Source organism: Rhodococcus sp. BH5, assembly GCF_027583855.1.
Classification (GTDB): domain Bacteria; phylum Actinomycetota; class Actinomycetes; order Mycobacteriales; family Mycobacteriaceae; genus Rhodococcus_F; species Rhodococcus_F qingshengii.
Window position 1 is genome coordinate 1 of the sequence record NZ_JAJHVW010000012.1, and the last position, 22,305, is coordinate 22,305.

At 62.1% G+C, this 22,305-nt stretch carries 1 protein-coding gene; it reads right to left on the minus strand.

Translation table 11 applies throughout. The features are described from left to right. A partial coding sequence (locus RhoBH5_RS25290; RefSeq protein WP_270008924.1) for a non-ribosomal peptide synthase/polyketide synthase occupies positions 1-22,095 on the minus strand: 22,095 nt, incomplete at its 3' end. Positions 22,096-22,305 lie beyond the last annotated feature (210 nt).

Consider the following 22,305-nt stretch of genomic DNA (forward strand, 5'->3'; position numbering starts at 1 on the left):
CCGAACAGCCAACCCCACCAACGACTCCGGCCCAACACCCAAACCAATCAAATAACGCGCAAACCTATTAACCCTCTCATCGAACTCCCCATACGAGAGCACCACATCCCCACACACCACCGCACGCGAACCCGAACAAACCCCCACCACAGAATCAAAACCATCCAACAACAACCCACCCACAACCGGACGAGACGTGTCGTTCCACGACTCAAGCACCAAAGCACGCTCAGGCGCCGTCATGACCTCGACGTCACCGACCGCAGTAGACGGCGTTTCACCGATTTCGGTCAGCAGAGTCTCGAGGCGACCCAGCAGGGCCTGCGCGTACGACTCGTCGAAGAAGTCGGGTAGGTAACGAAGCGTCAGGTGCAGTTGGTCGTCGAGACCGATCAGCAGTGTGAGCGGGTAGTTCGTGGAATCGTCGGAGGCGACATCGTCGATCACCATGCCATCCAAGAACTCTGCCTGCGCTGCAAGACCGTCACGGTCGACCGGGTAGGACTCGAAGATCACCAGAGTGTCGAAGAGTCCGCCGACGCCCGCGGCGCTCTGCACATCGGTCAGGCCGAGGTAATGGTGATCGAGCAATCCCGCCTGTTCGATCTGAACCCGAGAGAGCAATGCCTCGACGGACTCGGCCAGATCCAGTTGGACACGCACGGGCAGCGTGTTGATGAACAGGCCCACCATCTTCTCGACGCTGTCGAGTTGTGGCGGACGGCCGGAGACCGTGGCACCGAAGACAATGTCCTGGCGACCGGTCATGCGTCCCAGCAGAATTGCCCAGGCAGCCTGGACGATCGTGTTGGCGGTAACGCCGGTCCTCGATGCCAAACCGGTCAGTGTCGCGGTCACCGATTCGCTGAGCGAGATCTGCAACTTCTGCGACAGCGCACTGAATTCCTGACCAACGACGGTGGGAGCCAACAACGTCGGCTCTTCGACGCCGCCCAGAGCTTTCGCCCAGGCATCCATGGACACACTGCGATCCTGCTGGACCAGCCACGCGAGGTAGTTCCGATAGCTCAGTGACCGCGTCTGAGCGGGAATGTTCCCACGCATGGCGTAGTGGCCGAGGAGCGCCTGGAGCAGCAGCGGCATGGACCAGCCGTCGAGGATGATGTGGTGGTTTGCCACAACAAGGCGGTATTCGCTCGCCGCGATCTTGATCAGCGTGAACTTGATCAACGGCGGGTTCGACATGTCGAAGTGCGTGGCCTGGTCCTCGACAAGAATCCGATCCAACTCGCGGCGTCGTTCTTCGCTGTCAGCGATTGTGGTGAGATCCAGTTCGCGCCACGGCACCTCGATGTCACCGAGAACTACCTGGACCGGCGTACCCGTTCCGTCGACCACAAATGCGGTGCGCAGGTTCGGGTGACGATCGATGATGGCCTGTGCTGCGGCGTGGAGGCGATCCGCGTCGACGCGGCCGGACAGCGAGAGAACCATCTGCACGGAGTACAGGTCGACGGTGGACTCGGCCATGACAGCGTGGAACAGCAGACCCGACTGCAGCGGAGCCAGCGGCCAGACGTCCTGCACCGCGGGGAAACGCTGCTCGAACCCGTCGAGATCCTGCTGGGTCAGCGTTACCAGCGGCACGTCCGACGGCGTGAGTCCGCCTGCGCCGACGGCCTGTGCGTGCTGCGCCAGCGCTGTGAGTGCTCCGACCCACAGGTCGGCCAGGGCTTGCACCTCGGTGGCGCTCAGCAATCCGTTCGGGAAGGCAAACGACGCTTCGAGCACCGCGCCGTCAGGGCCGTCGTTGACGATGGCATTGATGTCGACAACCTTGTTGGCCGGCATGTCCGGGTCTTCCGGCGCAGCGACATCGGAGAAGTCGCGTGCCGGAATCCATCCGAGGCCTTGCGCTGCAGCCGGAATATCCTCCGCCACAATGCGACCCAGGTAGTTGAAGCTGACCTGCCCGCTGCTCAGCTTCGACAGCTCAGTGCAGGTGTCGTCGTTGACGTACCGCAGCAGTCCGTAGCCGACACCCTTGTCGGGAGCGGCGAGCAACTGCTCCTTGACTGCCTTGATCGCCGCTCCCGCAGCAACTCCGGCGTCGAAGGCGTCGTCGATGTCGATACCGGCAAGGTCGAGTGCGACGGGGAAGGCCGCCGTGAACCAGCCGACGGTGCGTGAGAGATCGGCACCCGGGACGACGCCCTCTTCGCGGCCGTGGCCCTCGAGCTGGAGCAGTGCCGCTTCGGTGTCGATGCCCCGCTCACGGCGCCAGCGCACCAGCGCCAGAGCAAGTCCGGCCAGCAAACCGTCGTTGGCTCCGCCGCGGAACACCTCGGGCAGAGTTGTCAGCAGGGTTTCAGTGACGCCTGTGGGCACCTCCACGCGCACACGCTCGACTGTTGCCGCAACGTCGACGGACGGATCGAACGCCCGCGAACCGAGAATCGGGTCTGGAGTCGACAGCGTCTTGCGCCAACGTGGCAGTTCTGCCAGTCGCTTGTCTGATCGTGATTCCGCAGCGAGCGAGTGCGCCCAGGTACGCATGGACGTGCCCGTCGGTTCAAGCACGGGTGCACTTCCGCCACTGCGCTGAGCCCACGCGGAAATCAAGTCCGGCACGATGATTCGCCAGGAGACGCCGTCGACGATCAGGTGATGCGCAGCCATGATCAATCGGCCGGTGCGTGTGTCACCGAAGTCGATCCACACGAACTGAGCCATGACACCGGCGGCCGGATCCAACCGGCCGAGAGCGTCGTCGAGAGCACCCGACGCGATGGCCGTCAGGTCTGCGCCCGAAATCGCGGGGTCCACCAGCACCCGTCGCACCAAAGAATCCACGTCGACGGTTCCGGGCGCGGACACAGCCATGCCCGGACCACGCTGATCATCGACCAGACGCGAACGGAACATGTCGTGGTGATTGATGACGGCAGCCAGTGTGTCGACAACACCGGTCCGGTCGATGCCGAGCGGCAACTCCAGCGTCAACAACTGGTTGAAACGCTGGAAGCTGCCGGGCCGTTCGAACATGAATCGCTTGATCGGCGTGAGCGGCATCCAACCGATGCCGCCGCCTTCGATCTCGGCGAGAACAGTGATCGCATCGGCGTCGGAGCCGAAGACGGCAACCTCTGCCAACTCAGCCACCGTCTTGTTCTCGAACACGTCCTTGGGCGTGAACAGAACACCGCGGGCCTTAGCCCGGGACACCAACTGGATCGACATGATCGAGTCTCCGCCCTGAGCGAAGAACGAATCGTCGGTACCGATCTGATCGAGGCCGAGAACGTCGGCAAAGACCTCGCTGAGGACGCGTTCCATCTCGGTCGTGGGAGCGCGGAACTCCTTGACCTCGAATACCGGCTCCGGCAGAGCCTTTCGGTCCAGCTTGCCGGCCGGGGTCAGCGGCATGTCGGTCAGAACCATGATCGACGCAGGCACCATGTGCGCCGGCAGAGTGCGTGAAACGAACTCACTCAGATCCGCCGAGCTGACAGCCGATTCCTTGCCGACAAACACGTACGACACCAGCGCCGGAGCACCGGACGTCAGCGTGGTACCCATCGTCGCGGCGAACTCGACGTCCGAATGTGCCGTCAGTGCCGCGTCGATCTCACCGAGCTCGATACGGAACCCACGGATCTTCACCTGGAAGTCGTTGCGGCCCACGTACTCAACCTGGTATCGGTCAGTCCAACGCACAACATCACCGGTGCGGTACATGCGCTCACCGGACAGGCCGTGCGGGTTGGCAACAAAGCGATCCGCGCTCAATCCCGGGCGGCGATGGTATCCGCGGGTGACCTGGGGACCCGACAGGTACAGCTCACCGGCAACGCCAACCGGAACGGGCTGCAGACGTGTGTCGAGAACAAACGCGGCCATGTCGCCGATGGTTTCGCCGATGGTCATCCGGTCGCCCGGCATCAGCGGCACACTGACATTGGTGACGATAGTGGTCTCGGTGGGACCGTAGACATTGAGGAACGTACGTCGACGGTTCGGCTGATCCGCCCACTTGGCCATCAACTCCGGCGAGTACGCCTCACCGCCGACACCAACCACCTCAAGATCGTTCAGGCCAGACGGATCCATGGAAGCCAACGCCGCGGGCGTGATGAAGGCATGTGTGACGCGTTCGGACTTGAACAGCGCGGTCAATTCGTCGCCGCCGAAGATCGATGTCGGGACGATCACCATGGCAGCGCCTGTCGCGACAGCCAGGAACAGTTCGAGCATCGACGCGTCGAAACTCGGCGACGCGAAGTGCAGCGTGCGGGAGTTCGGCGTCACCAGGTAGTGCTGTGCCTGCGTTGCACTGAAGCTCGCGAGGCCTGCTCCCGTAGCAACAACGCCCTTGGGCAAGCCTGTTGTGCCCGACGTGTAGATCACCCAGGCCGGATGCGCCGGAAGGACGGGGCGCACACGCTCATCTTCACGAATCGGTGAACTATCCTGCGCTGCCATCAGTTCCGCGCAAGCAGCACTGTCGACCGCGAGCCACTCCACGGTGTCGGTAAGCCCTGCGAGTTCAGCTTCGAGAGTCAGACCGACCGAGACGCCCGAGTCGGAGACCATATGCGCGATGCGGTCGGCCGGGTAGTGCGGATCGATGGGAACAACCGCGGCACCTGTCTTGGATACCGCCCACACCAGCAGGACCGATTCGATGGAACGCGGAATCGACACTGCGACCAGATCTTCGGCGCCCAGACCGCGAGCGATCAGGACACGGGCGAGGCGCGACGACCACTCGTCGACCTCGGCGTAGGTCATCGACCGATCCTGGTAGCGGAGAGCTTCGTTGGAGGGATACTGCAACGCGGTCTCGGCCAGGATGTCGGCCAACGGCTTCGGCTCGATGCCCGAGGACGCTCGGCGACTGGTCAATTCGATACGCTCAGGCGCTTCGAGGATGTTGATGTCGCCGACAGCCTGCGTCGCATCCACGGCGACGGCCTCGAGAATTCTAGTCAACCGCTCGGCGAAGGAGACAACTGTCCCCTCGTCGAAGAGATCCGTCGCATAGGTGAAGGTCGCAGTCATGCCGTGACCATCGGCAGCTTCCACCAGAGTCAACTGAAGGTCGAACTTCGCTACAGTTTCCGCGATATCGAATTCAGTGATATCGAGTCCCGGCAACGTCAGGTTATTCTGCCTCAGGTTCTGGAATGCCAAGGCAACCTGGAACAACGGGTTGTGAGCCTGCGAACGAACCGGATCGAGTACCTCGACCAGCCGCTCGAACGGCACGTCTGCGTGAGCGAAAGCCGCGAGATCACTCTCACGCGCCGACGTCAGCAGATCGAGGAAACACATCCCCGGATCGACGTCGGTACGCAGCACGAGCGTGTTGACGAACATGCCGATCAGATCGTCGAGCTGCGCTTCACCGCGACCGGCGACCGGGGTGCCGACTGCGATGTCGGTGGTGCCGGACAACCGGGCAAGAAGTGTTGCCAACGCCGAGTGCATCACCATGAATAGCGACGCCTGGTGCTCGCGACCCACAGCGGTCAGTCCGCGGTGAACATCCGCGGAAATCGGGAAGCTGTAGGTGGCTCCCCGGCCAGTGAACACGGCTGGACGCGCGCGGTCACTGGGCAAGGTGATCTGGTCTGGAACTCCGTCGAGAGCTTTGGCCCAGTAGCCGATCTGCTCTGCGAGTACGGATTCCGTGTCACCCTCGGAACCGAGAACCTCGCGCTGCCACAACGCGTAGTCGGCATACTGCACCGACAACGGCGCCCAGGTCGGGGCTTGACCCTGTGAGCGGGCGTAGTACGCGGTCATCACGTCGCGGATCAACGGACCCATCGAGAAACCGTCGGTGGAGATGTGGTGAATCACTAACGCCAGTACAAACGAGTCCTCCGCGAGCTGGAAGAGCTTGGCCCGCAATGGAACCTCAGCGGTGACGTCGAAGCCTGACGTGACGAAGTCCGTCACCGCCGCCACGATGTCGGATGCTTCGAGCTGCACGGGAGCCAGATTCACCGGAACTGCCGCCACCGGCAAGATCCGCTGGTAGCCGATTCCGTCCACCTCGGGGTAGACCGTGCGCAGAACCTCGTGACGCTTCAACACGTCCACGACAGCGTCGTACAACGCCGCCTGATCCAACTCGCCAGTGAGAGTGATCGCCATCGGAATGTTGTTGGCTGCCGATTCGCGGTCCAATTGGTTGAGGAACCACATGCGCTGCTGCGCCAACGACAACGGCACCTGCGCCGGACGCACCTGCGCAGTCAACGCCGCACGTGAACCGCCACCGACATGAGAACCCAAACGAGCAGCCAACGCCTCCACCGTCGACGCCTCGAACAACTCCCGCACCGACACCGAAGCATCCAACGCCTGACCCAACCGAGACGTCACCTGCGTCGCAATCAGCGAATTACCACCGAGCGCGAAGAAATCATCATCCAAACCAACACGCTCGACGCCCAGAACATCCGCAAACGTCTGCGCAACAACCTCTTCCACCACCGACGTCGGAGCACGGAACACCGCAACCTGCAACGACGGAACCGGCAACGCCCGACGATCCAACTTCCCGTTCACCGTCAACGGAATCGAATCCAACACCACAAACGCCGACGGCACCATGTACTCCGGCAACAACGAACCCACACCGGTGCGCACATCGTCGACCGAAACGCTCACACCCGCAGCCGGAACCACATACGCCACCAACCGCTGATCACCCGGAGAATCCTCACGAACAACCACCGCCGTCTGCGCCACCGACACATCCGCCAACACCGCAGACTCGATCTCACCGATCTCGATCCGGAAACCACGGATCTTCACCTGATCATCCGCGCGACCCAGATACTCCAAATCACCAGCGCTGTTCCACGAAGCGACGTCACCCGTGCGGTACAACACCTCGCCGGCATTGAACGGATTCGCCACAAACCGCGTCGACGTCAACCCCGCCTGACCCAGATAACCCCGAGCCAACTGAACACCAGAGACATACATCTCACCCGCGACACCAACAGGCACCGGAGCCAAACGCGTATCGAGCACGAACACCTGCAAACCCGAAATAGCCTGACCCACAACACTCGCCGACGCATCCGCCGCCAACGCAGCATCCAACACACGATGGCTCACATGCACCGTCGTCTCCGTGATGCCGTACATGTTCACCAACGTCGGCGCGAAGTCACCGCGGCGGCCGTACCAATCCGACAAGCGACGCAGCTCGAGCGCCTCGCCGCCGAAAACAACCCACCGCAACGACAACTCAGCGGCCCGACCGGATTCCGACGCCAACCGATCAGCCTCGGCCAACTGATAGAACGCCGACGGCGTCTGATTGAGCACCGTCACCCGCTCAGCAGCAAGCAACTCCAAGAACTGCTCCGGCGACCGCGACGTCACATAATCCACAACCACCAACGTGCCGCCGTACAACAGCGAACCCCACAACTCCCACACCGAGAAGTCGAACGCATAACTGTGGAACATCGTCCACACATCGGATTCGTCGAACCCGTACACACTCTCAGTATTCGCAAACAACTTCGCCACCGTCGTGTGCGGAACCTGCACACCCTTCGGGCGACCCGTCGAACCCGACGTGTAAATCACATACGCAACATTCGACGACCGCAACGGCGCAACACGATCCGCATCCGAAACCACCGAACCATCGAACTCCGACAAATCCACCGCGTCGATATCAACCACAGGCAAACCAGCGGGCAACACCAACTCACGCCCGGACCACGAAATCGCAGCCACCGGAGCAGCATCAGCCAACATGAACTCGACACGATCAGCCGGATACGACGGATCCACCGGCAGATACCCCGCACCGGACTTCACCACCGCCAACAACGCCACCACAAGATCCGCCGACCGCGGCAACGCCACCGCCACCAACGACTCCGGACCACAACCCTGAGCAATCAACCTGCGCGCCAACCGATTCGACTGAACCGACAACTCCGCATACGTCAACGAATCGTCACCGAACCGCACTGCGGTCCGATCACCAAACCGCGCAGCAGCATCATCGAACCACGCCGACAACGTCGAATCCACACCACTGTCGACACCCGTGTCGCTCCATGACAGAACGCGATCCAACTCACCGGCGGTCAGAACATCCACGTCGCCAACGGCAGCGGCCGGATTCGCGACAACGCCACGGAGGACGGACACGAACCGATCAGCGAACTCGGCCGCTGTCGACGCGTCGAATAGATCCGTCGCGTAGGTCAGGGTGCCGGACATACCGGCGTCAGCGGCGTCTTCAAGAGTGAATTGCAGATCGAACTTGGCCAGTGCTGCGTCGAATTCCACAGCAGCGGCGGTGAGTCCGGGCAGTTCGAGAGCACTCTGTCCAAGGTTCTGGAAGGTCAATGCCACCTGGAACAACGGATGACGAGCCTGCGAACGAACCGGATCGAGCGTTTCAACGATCCGCTCGAACGGAACGTCAGCGTGGGTAAACGCCTGCAGATCCACTTCACGCGCAGAAGCCAACAGCTCCGCGAACGACATCGACGGATCAACCTCGGTACGCAGCACCAAAGTGTTGACGAACATACCGATCAGGTCGTCGAGCTGCGCTTCACCGCGACCGGCGACAGGAGCGCCGATTGCGATGTCGGTTGTCGCGGACAACCGTGCCAGTAGCACGGCCAGCGCAGAGTGGACGACCATGAACGGGGTTGCGCCCGCCGCCTGACCTGTTGCTTCCACATCGGCCCACAGTTGCGGGTCGATGGTGAAGGTGTGGTTCGCTCCTTGTCCCGTTGCGATCTCGGGGCGGGTGCGATCACTGGGAAGGTCCAGCTGCTCGGGCAGGTCGGCCAGGGCATCGGACCAGTAGTTGATCTGCTGCGCGATGACGGACGTCGGCTCGTCCTCGGAGCCGAGGACCTCGCGCTGCCACAACGCGTAGTCGGCGTACTGCACCGGCAGCGGAGCCCACGTCGGGGTCTGCCCCTGTGAGCGCGCGTAGTACGCGGTCATCACATCGCGGGTCAACGGGCCCATCGAGAAACCGTCGGTGGAGATGTGATGCACCACGAAGGACAACACGAAGTCATCATCGGCGACCTGGAACAGCTTGGCGCGCAACGGAACCTCGACGGTGACATCGAATCCCTCCGCGAAGAAGGCATAGAGCTCTGCCTGAAGGTTGCTCTCGGCAGTGCGCACTGTATCGAATTCGATCGAGGCATCCTCCGGCGAGAGAATCTGCTGGTAGCCAACGCCGTCGATCTCCGGGTACAGCGTGCGCAGAACCTCATGTCGTGCAATGACATCGGTAATCGCCGCACGAAGAGCATCCACTTTCAGCTCGCCGGTGAGACGAACTGCAACAGGAATGTTGTTGACGGCCGACTCTGTATCGAAGCGGTTGAGGAACCACATGCGCTGCTGAGCAAGCGACAGCGGCACCTGCGCCGGACGCACCTGCGCGGTCAATGCTCGTTCTCCGTCGCCGCCGACGTGTCCGTCGATGCGCGCAGCGAGTTCTTCCACAGTCGACGCGTCGAACAGCATCCGGACCGGAATCTTGGTTTCGAGCGCTTGCCCCAGACGAGACATCACCCGTGTCGCGATCAGCGAGTTACCTCCGAGCGCGAAGAAATCGTCATCCAAACCGACACGCTCAATGCCCAGAACATCCGCAAATGTCTGCGCCACGACCTCTTCCACCACCGACGTCGGAGCCCGGAAAGCTACGACCTCGAAAACCGGTTCAGGTAGGGCACGGCGATCAACCTTGCCGTTCGCATTGAGAGGCATTGCGTCGAGCACGATGAAAAGCGCCGGGACCATGTAATCAGGCAGACGATCACTCAGGTGCACGCGAAGTGCATTGGGATGGATAACTCCGGCATCCGGCGCCACGTACGCGACCAGTTGATCCCGATGCACTGTCACGAGGGCAGACGCCACCGTGTCCACAGATACCAGTGCCGACTCGATTTCACCGAGTTCAATACGGAGGCCGCGGACCTTGACCTGGAAGTCGGTGCGCCCCAGGTATTCCAATTCTCCCGTACGGTTCCGGCGGACCAGATCACCTGTCCGGTACAGACGAGATCCACTATCGCTGAACGGATTGGCGACAAATCGTCCCGCAGTCAGGTCGAATCGAGCGCCGTAGCCGCGGCCTACGCCGACACCACCGACGTACAACTCGCCGACGACACCTACTGGTACGATCTGCAACCGCGAATCCAGCACGAAAAGATCGATATTGGGAATCGGCGATCCGATCGGCACACCCATGATGTCATCGACGGAGGCGTCACGCCGCGACACCACGTCCGACGCCTCCGTCGGGCCGTAACTGTTCACGATTCGAACACCCGAGTTCATCAGTGCGGCAAGGCGCCTCACCTGAATCGGCTCGCCTCCAAGATAGACGACCTGAAGGCGCGACAACGCACCGTCGGAATCCGCATCCACCAACGCTTCAAACGCGCTCGGAGACATGTTCGCCACCTGCACATGCGAACTCGCCACTACACCGAGTATCTCCGACGGATCGAACCCGGCTGGGGCCACAATCACAGTTCCGCCGCTCGACAGCGGACTCCACACATTCTTCTGGGTCAGGTCGAAACTCGGAGATGACGCCACCAGGACACTAGCGGCCGGCGGAATCTCGGATCGATACCACGCGACGGTGTTGGCGATACCTGCCATCGCGACGATTGTCGGCTTCGGACGACCGGTGGAGCCGGATGTCGAGATCACATAGGCGGAACGAGAATCCGCGCCGTGCTCGACCCAGCGATCAACCCACTCAGGGGTGCCCGTCGTCTCCACCACGTCTTGTATGCGAATTACCGGCACGGTCAGAGAAACGTCGTCGACAGCGATTACGCACCGCGCGTCAATATCGGACAGAACCGCCTCAATGCGCTGCGTCGGCAATGTAGGATCCATCGGCAGATAGGCCGCCCCGGCCTTCCATACCGCTACCAATGCGACGATCCACTGCCATGAACGTGGAATTATCACTCCCACGACATCGTCCGTACCTACGCCCGCTGCAACCAACTCCGCTGCCAATACGGACGAACGAACATCCAGATCTGCGTACGACAACGTGACGTTGCCGGCAACGACGGCCGATCGCTCCGGGAACTCGACCACTGTCTGCGCGAACAAGCCGAGAATCGAGACGTCAGCTGACGGTACGTGCTGTCCGCGCGACCACCCCAGAATCTGCGACGACTCCTCTTCGTCGAGGATCTCCACTGCACCCACCGGCGAAAGAGAATCAGTTGTCACGCTCGCCAGGACACGGCACAACCCGTCCGCAAACGAGGCCACTGTCGACTCGTCGAAAAGGTCTGTTGCGTAAGTAAACTGAGCTGCTAGTCCAGAAGGAACGCCGGACTGGTCGATGGCTTGAGTGAGCGTCAACTGGAGGTCGAACTTAGCCACCGGGAGATCGGAATCCAACGGCGAGACCGTCAGATCACCGAGGACAAGCTCGGTGCCCGAGAGGTTCTGGAACGACAACATGACCTGGAACAGCGGATGGCGAGCCTGCGACCGTACCGGTTCGAGAACCTCGACCAACCGTTCGAAGGGCACGTCTGCATGTGCAAAAGCCTCGAGATCGCGCTCGCGCACCGCCGACAGCAATTCGGCAAACGAACCGGCCGGATCGATCTCGGTACGGAGCACCAACGTGTTGACGAACATACCGACAAGGTCGTCGAGTTGTGCCTGCCCGCGCCCTGCGACGGGAGTTCCGATCGCGATGTCGGTCGTACCCGACAAGCGCGCCAGTGTCACGGCAAGCGCCGCGTGCACAGTCATGAACAGTGACGCATTGTGCGTGCGTCCCAAGGCTTCGAGGCGCTCCTGCATTTGTGCGTCCACGATGAAGTCGTAGTTGGCGCCTCGTCCGGACGCCCGCTGCGGGCGAGTGCGGTCGTTGGGTAGATCGAGCTGCCCCGGCAATTCTGCCAGCGCTTCACGCCAGTATCCGATTTGGCGGGAGATCACCGACTGTTCGTCGCTCTCGGAACCGAGGACATCGCGCTGCCACAGCGTGTAGTCCACGTATTGGACTGGCAGCGGTGCCCACGACGGAACGCCACCACGAGTGCGAGCCTCGTAGGCAAGCATGAGGTCACGTGTCAGGGGTGCCATCGAGAAGCCGTCAGTGGAGATGTGGTGCACAACAAATGCCAACACGTACTCGCCGTCGGACAGCTGGAAGAGCCGCACGCGCAACGGAACTTCCGTTGTAACGTCGAACCCGACGGTCACCAGCACAGCGATTTCGGCTTCGATTGCCGCTTCGGTGATTACAATCGGAGTCAGTCCCGACCACATCTCGGACACGGATAGGACGAGCTGGTAACCGATCCCGTCCGTTTCCGGATACACGGTCCGAAGCACCTCGTGGCGCTCGACGACATCGCGCACTGCGGCGTCGAGCGCGGTGACATCCAGATTCCCTGAGATACGAAGCACGGCCGGAATATTGTTGACTGCGGACTCGGGTTCGAACCTGTTCAGGAACCACATGCGCTGCTGCGCCAACGAAAGTGGGATCCGAGCGGGCCGGGACTGCGGGACCAGTGGGGCCGTGGCGCCCGAACCGGCGTGCAGCTCGAGCCGGATGGCGAGTGACTGCACGGTCGACGCTTCGAAGAGCGCACGAACCGGAACGCTTGTGTCAAGCGCCTCCCCCAGTCGTGCGGCGACACGGGTCGCGATCAGCGAGTTGCCTCCGAGCTCGAAGAAGTCGTCGTCGCGGCCAACCTGTGCGACTCCGAGAACTTCGGAGAACACCTGCGCGACAGTCTCTTCGACGGTCGTGATCGGCGCCTGGTACACCTTGGACTCGAACACGGGCGAGGGCAGAGCCTTGATGTCCGTCTTGCCCGCGGTGGTCAACGGAATCGAATCGAGTACCAGTACCGAGTCGGGGACCATGTAGCCGGTCAGGAACGTCGACACCGACTCGATGACCTGTGCGGGATCCACCTCGGCGCCGGCCTGCGGCACGACGTATGCAACGAGACGATCTCCGAAGTGATCGTCGGAACGAACGAGAGCAACAGCTTGCGCAACGCCCGCGCAACGGGTCAGCGCGGCCTCGATCTCGCCGAGTTCGATACGGAACCCACGGATCTTGACCTGGAAGTCACTGCGGCCCACGTACTCCACTGCGCCACCGTCGATCCACCGGACCACGTCACCCGTGCGGTACAACCGCTCTCCCGGCGCCCCGAACGGGTCTGCGACAAAACGACCCGCTGTCAATGCCGGCTGTCCCAGGTATCCACGTGCGACCTGAACACCCGACACGTACAACTCACCTGCGACACCAACCGGAACGGGCTGCAAGCGGCCGTCCAAGATCCGCGCGGCCATTCCCCGAATCGGGCCGCCGATGTTCATACGATCAAACGCGGTCAGCGTATCGCTGATGTTCGAGGCGACTGTCGACTCCGTCGGACCGTACGCATTGAAGAATCCACGCACACCGCCATCCGGAAGCGGCACCGCCCACTTGGCAACGAGAGACCGCGAACTGGCTTCGCCACCGACGACAACCACCCGCAACGCGTCGAGCCCGCTCGGATCCACTGATGCCAGCGCAGCGGGCGTCACGAACGCATGCGTCACGCCCTCCGAGCGCAAGATCTCGGCCAATTCCGCGCCGCCGTACACCGTCGTCGGCGCAATCACCATCGTCGATGCTGCTCCGAATGCCATCAGCAACTCGAGAACAGAAGCATCGAAACTCGGCGAGGCGAAATGCAGCGTCCGAGCATCCGCGGTCAGCGCATAGCGCTCGACCTGCTCGGCGCAGAAGTTCGCCACACCCGCATTGGTGACCACAACGCCCTTGGGCAGACCCGTGGTGCCCGAGGTGTAAATGACGTAAGCAGGCTGCCGCTCGTCGATCGCACTGCGTCGATCCGAATCACTTACCGGCGCGCAAGATTCTGCCGCGCACGCTGCCACTGTCCTCTCGTCGTCGAGAACAACCCACGTCAACGCCGACGGCAATCCTGCCTCGACGTCACTGAGCGCAAGACCCAGCACCGCACCGGAATCGGAGATCATGTGGGCGATACGGTCAACCGGATACGTCGGGTCGACGGGCACGAATGCAGCACCCGTTTTCACCACCGCCCACAGAGCGAGAACTGAATCGGCCGAACGCGGAATCGCGATCGCGACCCGATCCTCCGGCCCGACGCCCTTCGCAATCAGAACACGAGCGAGTCGCGACGACCGCTCGTCGAGTTCGCGGTAGCTGATCGACTGACCGTCGAAGCGAATCGCATCCGCCGACGGATCCAAAGCGGCCGCCGCTGTGAGGATCTCGACCAGGGTTCCCGAGACCGACTGACCTCCGTGAACATCGGCCAGCACACCCCGCTCGGCCGCATCGAGAATATCGATGTCACCGACGACAATCGAAGGAACCGACACGACAGTCTCGAGGATACGAACCAGACGCCGAGCAAACCCCTCGACCGTCGAAACGTCGAACAGATCTGCAGCAAACGTGAATTCGGCCGAGAGCCCTTGCTGGATCCCGTCTTCGCCGATCGACTCTGTCACTGCGAGTTCGAGGTCGAACTTGGCAGTGGTCGTGTCGATTTCGGCGGCCTTGATCGCCAGTCCCGGCAGTTCCAATGCCGTTTGCGCGAGATTCTGCAAGGACAGCACAACCTGGAAGAGCGGATGTCTGGCCTGCGACCGGGCGGGAGCCAAGACGTCCACCAACCGCTCGAAGGGCACGTCCGAGTGAGCGAACGCTCCGAGCGCGGAATCACTCGCCGCAGCCAGCAGATCTGTGAATGCCTGGGCCGGGTCGACCTCGGTGCGCAGAACAAGCGTGTTGACGAACATGCCGACGAGATCGTCGAGCGCCTCGTCCCCGCGACCGGCAACGGGAGTGCCCACGGCGATGTCCGAGGTCCCGCTCAGTCGGGCCATCAGAACGGCAAGCGCCGAGTGCAACGCCATGAAGAGCGTCGCGTTGTTCTCCCGTGCCAGCGCGTCCAATCGACGGTGCACATCCCCGGAGATCTCGAACGCAAATCGCTCGCCGCGCATCGACGCCACATCAGGCCGAGACCGGTCCGACGGAAGCTCGATCACATCCGGTAGGTCTGCCAGAGTCTCGGTCCAGTACGAGATCTGCTGCGAGATCAGTGATTCCGAGTCGTCTTCCGACCCCAGAACCTCACGCTGCCACAACGAATAGTCGGCGTACTGCACAGTCAACGGCTGCCACGCCGGCGCGATCCCGTCCTTGCGTGCCGAGTAGGCAATCATGACATCGCGAGCCAGGGGCGCCATCGACCAACCGTCAGCGGCGATGTGATGAACCACGATCGCAAGGGTGTGCTCGGTGTCGCTGACCGTCAACAGGCGGACACGGATCGGCACGTCGACGGTGACGTCGATCGCTGAGGATCCGATTGCAGCAACTCGACTTTCGAGCTCGTCCTGATTCGAAACCGACTCCACGGTCAGCCCGCCGAACGCCTCCGAGAGCGACAGAATCGACTGCTTCGGTCCGGAAGCCCCGTCCGGATATACCGTTCGGAGCACCTCATGCCGGGCCAGTACGTCCTCCAGCGCAGTTTCCATCGCGGCAGTATCGAGATGACCAGTCAGGTGCAGAGCAAAAGTGATGTTGTAAGCAGCTGAGTCGGTGTCGAAGCGGTTCAGGAACCACATGCGCTGCTGCGCCAGCGACAACGGAATTTCCGCGGGACGCACCTGTGCGACGAGCGCCTTCTGCCCGCCGCTACCTACGTGCGACTCGATGTGTGCGGCGAGCGCCTCGACGGTGGAAACGTCGAATAGCGTTCGCACCGGCACCGTAGTGTCGAGCGCCCGCCCCAATCGGGAGGTGACCTGAGTAGCCACCAGGGAGTTGCCACCGAGTTCAAAGAAGTCGTCGTCGAGGCCGACTCGTTCCACTCCGAGAACATCCGCAATCACCTGCGCGACAATCTCTTCCACCGGCGTGGTGGGTGCACGAAACTCGCGGACCTCGAACGTGGGGACTGGCAATGCGCGACGATCCAACTTGCCGTTCGACGTCAGGGGGATTTCCTCCACGATCATGAACGCGGAAGGAATCATGTACTCGGGAAGCTTCTCCGCGACGGCAGTCGTGAGCATCTCAGTTTCGAGGGACGTGTCACCGTCCGCGACGACGTACGCGACAAGTTGATCGCCGATCCGTTCGTCGTTGTGCATCAAGACGACGGCTTGCACGACTGACTCGAGCGACACGAGCGCGGCTTCGATCTCGCCCAATTCGATCCGCAGCCCACGCAGTTTCACCTGGAAGTCGCTGCGGCCGACATACTCCAACTGTCCCAGATCGTTCCACCGGACAAGATCGCCTGTCCGGTACATCCTGGAACCACCGTCGCCGAACGGATTTGCGACGAACCGTTCTGCCGTCACGTCGAACCGAGCACCGTAACCTCGCCCGACACCAACGCCCGCAACGTACAGCTCGCCGATCAGGCCGGCTGGGACCGGATGCAGACGAGAATCGAGCACAAACAAGTCGATGTTCGGAATCGGCGTACCGATAGGCACTCCGGCGCTGTGCTCGGATGTCGCGGACAGTGCCGAAACAACATCCGAAGCCTCAGTGGGACCATAGCTGTTGACGATTCGCACTCCAGCCCGCATCAGGTGCGAGAGCCTGGGGAGTTGGATCGGCTCACCGCCGAGGAAGACTACATCCAGTTGTGTGAGCACTCCCTCCGCATCTGCATCGGAAAGAGCGACGAAGGCGCTCGGCGACATGTTCGCAACACGGATGCCAGCTGATTCGACGATCCCGAGAATGGCATGCGGGTCGAAACCATCTCCGCTCAAATGAAGCGGCACTCCACTACCGAGCGCTGCCCATATGTTCTTCTGCGTGAGGTCGAAACTCGGTGAGGACGCAACAAGGATCGGCCCGGCTTCGGGCAGTTCCGAGCGGTACCACGCCACGGTGTTCTCGATGCCTCGCATCGGTACCATCGTCGGCTTGGGACGCCCGGTCGAGCCGGACGTCGAAATCACATATCCGAGATGATCTTTCGCACCGACAGAAAGCCAGGGGTCGTCCTGGCGCTGAACGGCGGTCGCCGGGGGAAGATCAGACTTCACAACGAGTATCGGGATGTCGAGTTCGATGACGTCGACAGTCACGACACACACCGCATCGGTATCTTCCAGAATCGACTGGATGCGCTCCTGCGGGAAGCTCGGGTCGATGGGTGCGTACGCGGCTCCTACCTTCCATGCAGCCAGCATCGCCACTACCCATTGCCACGACCTGGCAACGGTCAACGCCACAACGTCGCCCGCACATACACCGGTCGCGGCCAGTTCCAGTGCGAGGAGACTGGACCGTGTGTCCAATTCCTCGTAGGTCAGTGTTCGATCGTCGTCCGCCACCGCGACGGCGTTCGGCTGAGCGTCTGCAGCACGGTAGAAGGCCGACAAGATCGACAACTCCGGAGCACTACAGCGCGTTCCCGCCGACCAGTCGAGCACTCTTGCCGACTCGTCTTTCCCGAACACGGCGATATCGCCGACCTTCGTGTTTTGATCGTCGACGACGGCATTCAGGACGCGGATGAAACGCTCGGCGAACTCCACCATTGTCGAAGCATCGAAGAGATCGGTCGCGTAGGTAAGCGTCGCCTCCAGGCCTTCGAAGTCCGTTGCGCCCTCTTGCCCCTCGGACACCATCAGCTCGATGTCGAACTTCGCGATCGGCACCTCGAGTTCCGCCGCCACGGCCTTCACTCCAGAGAACTCGAGCTCGCGCCGTCCACTGATCTCCGCGGTCAACGCAACCTGGAACAGAGGGTGACGAGCCCGTGAGCGCGGCGGATTGAGAGCCTCTACCAGGCGCTCGAATGGGACATCCGCATGTGCGTACGCAGACAAGCCCGAATCACGAACTCGCTGAATCAGATTGGCGAATGGCTCATCAGGATCGACCTCGGTGCGAAGCACCAGGGTGTTCACGAACATGCCGATCACGTCGTTGAGCGCTTGATCGCCTCGCCCACCGATCGGGGCACCGATCGCGATGTCGGAGGTACCACTGAGCCGGCTCAACAGCGTTGCATACGCCGCCTGCAACACCATGAACAGAGAGACGCTCCTCGAGCGCGCCAACTCGTTCAACTTGCGCGTCGTGCGTTCGCTGATCTGAAAATGGTGCTTGGCGCCGTGATTGGACGCGATGGCAGGACGAGGTCGGTCGGTCGGCAGATCCAACTGATCCGGCAGATCGGCAAGTGCCCGGCGCCAGAAGTTTATCTGGCGAGACGACTCCGAGCGCGGGTCTTCGTCGGATCCCAGTGCTTCGCGCTGCCACAGGGCGTAGTCGGCGTACTGAATTGGCAGCGGCGTCCACGCCGGCGCAGACTTCTCACTTCGCGCCGAGTAGGCGACGAGAAGGTCACGTGCGAGCGGACGGAACGACAGTCCGTCTGCAGCGATGTGATGGAGAACCATCACCAGGACGTAGTCCGTCGGAGACACCTCGAAGAGGGCAACCCGTACCGGGATTTCGAGCGTCACGTCGAAGCCGCGAGACGCCACGTCGAACAGCGCCGCGTCGAGATGCGAATTCCGAATCTTGACCGGATTCAACTCCACCGCGGCCCGGTCGACCGGCAGAACCAGCTGTTGCGCGGTTCCGTCGACATCAGGGTAGATCGTCCGCAAGGACTCGTGTCGCTCGAGAAGATCCATCACCGCGGCGTGCAGGGCGGACGGGTCCACCGAACCGGTGAGCCGGACCGTGAACGGAAGATTGTAGGCGGGCGTCGACGGATCGAGACGGTTGATGAACCACATGCGCTGCTGCGCAAGCGAGAGCGGGACGACCTCGGGACGAGGCTTGGCGATCAGCGGGGTGAGCTGCCTGGCGTTGCCCGCCACCGACTCGGCGCGGGCCGCCAGGGTGGCGACCGTGGTGGATTCGAAGAGCTCTCGAACGCCGAGTTGCACTCCCAATGCCGAACCCACTCGCGTCACTAATTGTGTTGCAACCAGAGAGTTTCCACCGAGCTCGAAGAAGTCGTCATCGATACCGACGCGCTCGACACCGAGAACGTCGGCAAACACGTCCGCCACGATGCGTTCGATTTCGGTGCGGGGCTCGCGGTACTGCTTCGCACTCGCGAACACCGGCTCGGGCAACCCGGCACGATCCAATTTGCCACTCGTGTTGAGCGGCAACGCATCGAGCACCATCAACGCGGCCGGAACCATGTACGACGGGAGGCTTCGGCCGGCGAACTCACTGAGCACCGCAGCATCGATGTTTCGGCCTGGACCCGGCACGACGTAGCCGACCAATTGATCACCGGTCGGGGTGACGGTCACCAAAACGACAGCCTGCGAAACGTCGGGGTGCGCCAGAAGGACGGTCTCGATCTCGCCGAGTTCGATGCGCTGCCCGCGGAACTTCACCTGGAAGTCTGTACGCCCGATGTAGTCGAGATTTCCGTCCTCACGGCGACGAACGAGGTCGCCGGTCCGGTACATACGCTCACCGGCCGTGCCGTACGGATTGGCTACGAACCGATCCGAGCTCAGGTCCGGTCGACCAACGTATCCGCGCGCGAGTTGAACGCCGGCGAGATAGAGCTCACCCGGCTGCCCGATGGGGGTCGGGCGAAGTTGCCCGTCCAGTACGTGCGCCTGAGTGTTCCACTGCGGCATACCGATCGGCACGGAAGTAGTATCCGTGGCCACGGCCTCGTAGTACGTGACCGATACCGCGGCTTCGGTCGGACCGTACAGGTTGTGCAGTCCGGCTCCACAGAGTTCGCGGAAGGCGGAAGACGTCTCGGGCGGGAGCGCCTCGCCGATGACAAACACGTGGCGCAACGAATCACAAGATCCGGCAGGTGCATTCGCCGTGAACAGCGTGAGCATGGATGGCACGAAGTCGGTGATCGTGACGCCGAGCTCCGCGATCTTGTTCGCCACGTAGATCGGGTCTCGATGACCGTCCGGAGTCGCGACGACGAGCGTGGCGCCGACCTGCAACGGCATGAAAAATCCCCACAGCGACACGTCGAATGTCGTAGCGGTCTTCTGCAGGTAGATGTCCGACGCCGAAAGCCCGTACTCGGCGTTCATCCACTGAAGCTGATTGTTGATCGCCGCGTGAGTGACCGCGACACCCTTGGGTCGACCGGTCGAACCCGAGGTGTAGATCACGTACGCAGTGTTCGAGAAATGCAAGGGAGACAGGCGATCCGCGTTGACGATCGGCCTGCTGTCGAGCTGCCCATAGTCCAGTGTGTCGATCTCGATGACCCGTGTGCCCGAGGGCAGATCCACGTCGTCCCGCGCAGTGGTCACAACACACGTGGGCTGCGCCGACTCGAGAATGTAGGCGGTGCGGTCGGCTGGGTGGTCGGGATCCACCGGTACCCAGGCTCCGCCGGCCTTGGCAATCGCGTACAGACCGACCATCAAGTCCAAAGACCTGCGGATCGACAGTCCTACAAGCGATTCGGGCCCAACACCCATGGCGATGAGTTGACGAGCCAAACCATTTGCGCGAGAGTCGAATTCGGCGTACGTGAGGCTGGCGCCTTCGAAAACGACAGCGGTGGCATCGGGAGTTCTCTCGACCTGACGCTCGAATGCTTCGGTGATGGTCTGCGAGGCAACGTGGAAGCCGGTGCGGTTCCACAAGGCAACCTTGTTTCGCTCCTCGTCGGTTGCGACAGGAAGATCCCAGACCTTGCGGCTCGTTTCGGCCGAGACGAACTTCTCGAGAAACTCTACGAACCGCGAGTGATTTCGCTGGGCGTCCGCGGGCGCGTACAGATTGGGATTCGACTCGAAGTCGATGTGTGTGCGGGTATCGCCGACGCTCTGGTACAGGTTGACACCGAGGTCTTCGATCAAACCCGTGGACAAGATGTGAAGTTCGCCGACGAGGGGCCCGAACGCCAACTCGGTGGAAAACATCATGATGTTGATCCAGGGGCCGAAGAATCCGCCCCGGCCCGGCCCGTCCCCGCCGCGGACCATGTCCTCGTGTCGGTACCGCTGGTGGCGCAGCGCGCCGGACATTTCGTTCCTGACGTCGTCCAGAAGCTCCTGAACGGTGGTATCGGCAGTGACGGTCAGTCGCAGCGGAACGACGTTGGAGACCATGCCACCGGATCGACGCAGCACGGCTGTCGTTCGGCCGGAAACGGGCAGACTCAGCGACACGTCCTCTCGCCCGGTCATCTGAGCGAGGTACGCCGCAAACGCCGCGACGACAGTGCCGGCAACAGTGGTCTTCTCGATGCGCTCGAGGAACCGCCCGAGCAGAGCCTCGACGTGGTTGGACAGCGCTGCACTGTCGATCCGACTGACTGGAGCCGGCGCGGCACTTCGACCCGCGAGGCTCGAGATCTCGTCGAGATTCTCGATCTTGTCTGCCCAGTACTTGCGATCGGTTTCGAAACGACTCGACTGGCGGTACTTGTTGTCCACCTCGTAGACGTTCCGGAGATCGGAGGCCTCACTCGGCTCCGGATCCCGGCCCTCCACGCGCGCCGAGTACAGCTCCGCCACACGAGTGACGAACGTCGACGCACCGAATCCGTCGAGAATTGTGTGGTGGACCCGCGTGTACCAGTAGTAGCGATTCTCGCCGAGCCGCAGGATCGTGGCAGAGATCAAGCGGTCCGTGAGCATGTCGATCGGCCGGCTGCGATCTGCTCGCATCCACCGCATGGCAGCGTCGTGCGAGTCGTCTTCACTACGAAGGTCGACGTAACCGACCGAATCATCGAGTGTGGGGTCGATGATCTGGTAAGGCTGGGCGTCGATCTCGAAGATCCGGACGAAGGCCGACCCGATTTCGCGACCGGCGTCTGCGCAGGCCTGGCGAAGGGCGTCAAGTTCCAGAGCACCACGGAGTTCGACGTACTGAGCGATGTTGACCGGAACGGCGGGATCGAGGTGTTGCGCGAACCACATACCGAGCTGGGCCGCGGAAAGCGGGAATGCGTCGGATCGCTGAACGTCTTCCGGCGAGCTGCCGACCTCCGGCTTGCCGCTCCCCAGTTCTCCGTTACCCAGCGAATTCACGCCCACAGCCTCTCTTCCACACCATTGCGCACCCGTGCGAGCCGAACGTCCGATTCGCAGCAGCTACCGACCTCATCCAACCTCGACGAGCCAGAACCACCCATTGTCTCCGATACATAGGTGACAAGAGAAATCCATACCCCGGTGTATCGACGGTTTTGTTGCAATTCGTTACAAATCGCCCAGCTCATCTACCCCCCGATCGCATTG